3 protein-coding genes are annotated in these 3,839 nt (G+C 43.5%); all 3 read left to right on the top strand.

The window, feature by feature from the left end; all coding sequences use genetic code 11:
- Positions 1-1,283: adenosylhomocysteinase (locus tag A3761_RS17745; RefSeq protein ID WP_068750614.1), on the top strand; the 1,283-nt coding region annotated here is incomplete at its 5' end.
- Between the two features lie 63 nt (positions 1,284-1,346).
- Complete coding sequence (gene metF, locus A3761_RS17740) at positions 1,347-2,216, top strand: methylenetetrahydrofolate reductase [NAD(P)H] (protein WP_068514947.1); 870 nt, start codon at positions 1,347-1,349, stop codon at positions 2,214-2,216.
- A 351-nt stretch (positions 2,217-2,567) separates the two neighbouring features.
- Positions 2,568-3,839, top strand: a 1,272-nt coding sequence (locus A3761_RS17735) for a PrkA family serine protein kinase (protein WP_068750612.1), incomplete at its 3' end; no start/stop codon positions are given.

Raw genomic sequence — 3,839 nt, 5'->3', positions numbered from 1 at the left:
CTTTACGTAGAAAATATAAAGAAGCACAACCATTGGCTGGTGCAAAAATCATGGGTTGTATCCACATGACAATCCAGACAGCAGTTCTAATCGAAACTTTGGTCGACCTTGGTGCTGACGTTCGCTGGTCATCATGTAACATTTTCTCTACTCAGGATCATGCAGCAGCGGCAATTGCAGCAGCGGGTATTCCAGTATTTGCCTGGAAAGGTGAAACAGAAGAAGAGTTCCTTTGGTGCATCGAGCAAACCATACTATCTGAAAAAGATGGTAGCAAAGTTTGGGATGCCAATATGATTCTTGACGATGGTGGTGACCTGACTGAGATGGTGCATAACAAGTACCCTGCACTGCTTAATGATATTCACGGTATTTCTGAAGAAACAACAACAGGCGTACACCGATTGTTAGAAATGATGACGAAAGGTGAGCTAAAAGTTCCAGCGATTAACGTTAACGATGCTGTAACTAAATCCAAAAACGATAATAAGTACGGCTGCCGCCACTCATTAAATGATGCCATTAAACGTGGTACAGATCACTTACTCTCTGGTAAAAAAGCACTAGTAATTGGCTACGGCGACGTAGGCAAAGGCTCTGCTGCCTCATTGCGCCAGGAAGGTATGATCGTAAAAGTTACTGAAGTCGACCCAATCTGTGCAATGCAAGCCTGCATGGATGGCTTTGAAGTTGTTTCACCATATTTAGATGGTGTGAACACGGGTTCTGTAGAAGGTATTAACAAGCTACTAATGGAAACAACCGACCTGATTGTTACCACGACAGGTAACGTCAATGTCTGTGATGCAAGTATGCTTAAGACACTTAAGAATGGCGCTATTGTTTGTAACATCGGCCACTTCGATAATGAAATTGACACGGCTTATATGCGTGAAAATTGGGAATGGGACGAGATTAAGCCACAGGTTCACAAGGTTTATCGTGACAAGGGAGCTGATGATCACTTGATTCTTCTTTCTGAAGGTCGCTTGGTTAACCTGGGTAATGCCACGGGTCACCCTAGCCGAATTATGGATGGCTCATTCGCTAATCAGGTACTGGCCCAAATCTATCTTTATGAACGTAAATTCGCTAACTTGATGGAAGCAGAGAAGAAGGAAAGCATCTACGTTAAAGTACTTCCAAAGAAACTTGATGAAGAAGTTGCTAAAGACATGGTTGAAGGTTTTGGTGGTGTCATCACGCAATTGACCACGAACCAAGCTGACTACATCAACGTGGATGTTGATGGGCCATATAAGCCAGAATCATACAAATACTAATACTCTGTGGAGGCGTAGCGCAATACACGCCTCCATCTATCCAAATTTAATAGAGACATTATCATGCACAGCCAAAAGCAATTTAAACATCGCTTCAGTTTTGAGTTTTTTCCTCCAAAGACTGAAGCTGGTATGGAAAAGTTGCAGGTCGTTAGAGATGAATTAGCTCGACGCAAACCCGATTTCTTTTCTGTTACCTATGGTGCCGGGGGCTCTACTCAAGAGCGCACCATCGATACAGTGTTAAAGCTACAGGACCAAGGCATATCAACCGCCCCACACCTTTCATGCGTTGGCTCTACAACTGAAAACATCGCCTCTTTGCTTGATCATTACATTGAGCACGGTGTAAATAGAATCGTTGCCTTGCGCGGTGATCTACCGTCTGGAATGGGTTCAGCCGGCGAGTTAAAGTATGCGAATGAGCTGGTTGAGTTTATCCGCAAGCACAGCGGAGATCACTTCAACATTGAAGTCGCGGCCTACCCCGAGTTTCACCCACAAGCACCCTCTGCAGAAGCTGACCTTCTTAACTTTAAGAAGAAAGTTGACGCTGGGGCAAACAGTGCCATCACACAGTATTTCTATAATGCAGACTCCTACTTCTACTTTATAGACCGCTGCGAAAAAATGGGCATCAATATTCCTATTGTTCCTGGGATCATGCCTATCACGAACTACAGCAGCTTGGTTCGCTTTAGCGACATGTGCGGTGCTGAAATTCCACGCTGGATCAAAAAACAGCTCGAAGCTTATGGCGATGATACTGTTAGCATTCAGAAGTTTGGTGAAGAAGTGGTAAGTCAAATGTGTGAGCAGTTGTTAAAAGCTGGCGCTCCGGGTCTACATTTTTATACACTTAATCAAGCCGAACCAAACTTAAAAGTTTGGGACAATCTTGGCCTAAGTGACGAGGAAAAAATTCGCTTTTAAACTGCTTTCATCTTATTTTCGTTAAGCCCTTCTGCTGGTGGTCAGGCATAAAAATATATCGTTTATCCTGACCGGCTAGCTGCTCCCTTTCTTAAGTTCTATATTGTCATGTTTTGTGACAATTCATTTAAATTTTCTTCCAAGTAAAGAAAACTTTAGCCATTTGGTCTAGACTCATAGAACAAATATTAACCAGTTAAAAAATATTGCGACCTTGTGACTATGACTTCGGCGATCAGTTTTGTTATCTCCCTAGCACTCACTAATCGTAATGTAGAGACACGCAGCAGGATACTGAACATATGTAAAGTAATACCGCTCGAGCGGTAAATATTTCCTTTAGGGGGCCTTATGAGTATTTTTAGTCATTACCAGTCTAGATACGAACTGACTCAGCAGGAAGAGTTTAGTCTGGAAGAATACCTGGAAATCTGTAAGAACGATCCGAGCGCTTACGCAACCGCTGCCGAGCGCATGCTTATTGCGATTGGTGAACCTGAGCTCATCGATACCTCCAAAGATCCTCGTCTCAGCCGAATTTTCTCCAACAAAGTCATTAAGCATTACCCCGAGTTTAAAGATTTCTATGGCATGGAGGAATGTGTCGAGCAAATTGTCTCTTTTTTCAAGCATGCAGCCCAGGGTTTGGAAGAGAAGAAACAAATACTTTATCTATTAGGTCCTGTGGGGGGCGGTAAGTCATCATTAGCAGAAAAGTTAAAAGCTCTGATGCAGAAAGCCCCCTTCTATGCCATCAAGGGCTCACCCGTAAATGAAAGCCCCCTATCCTTATTCGACCCAGATGAAGATGCAGATATCCTCGAAAAAGAGTACGGTATCGCAAATCGCTATTTGGGAAGCATTATGTCTCCATGGGCGGTTAAGCGGCTCCACGAATTCGGCGGCGATATCAGCAAATTTAGGGTAGTAAAAATCTGGCCTTCAATTCTGGATCAGATAGCCGTCGCTAAGACCGAGCCCGGAGATGAAAACAATCAGGATATCTCTTCATTAGTCGGTAAAGTGAATATCCGAATGCTCGAAGAGTACTCGCAAGATGACCCAGATGCCTACAGTTTCAGCGGCGGTCTATGTCTTGCTAACCAAGGTATTCTTGAGTTTGTAGAGATGTTTAAAGCCCCCATTAAAGTATTGCACCCACTACTTACTGCAACCCAGGAAGGTAATTACAATTCGACAGAGGGTATGAGCGCCATTCCGTTTGAAGGCGTAATCCTTGCCCACTCAAACGAGTCTGAATGGCAGTCTTTTAGAAACAATAAGAATAACGAGGCCTTTCTGGACCGTATATCAATCGTTAAAGTTCCCTATTGCCTCAAGGTAACTGAAGAGATAAAAATATACGATAAGCTACTTAAGAATAGCTCCTTAAATCAAGCACCTTGTGCCCCTGATACGCTGACTATGCTTGCGGAGTTCTCCGTTCTTTCCAGGTTAAGGGAACCTGAAAACTCCAGCATATTTTCGAAGATGAAAGTTTATGACGGCCAGAACATTAAGGACACAGACCCCAAAGCCAAATCGATTCAGGAATATAAGGACAATGCCGGGGTAAACGAAGGCATGGATGGTTTATCCACCCGCTTTGCCTTCAAGATACTA

The organism is Oleiphilus sp. HI0123 (assembly GCF_001635315.1).
The sequence above is the reverse complement of the archived record's forward strand: the minus strand, read 5'-3'. Positions and strand labels throughout refer to the sequence as shown.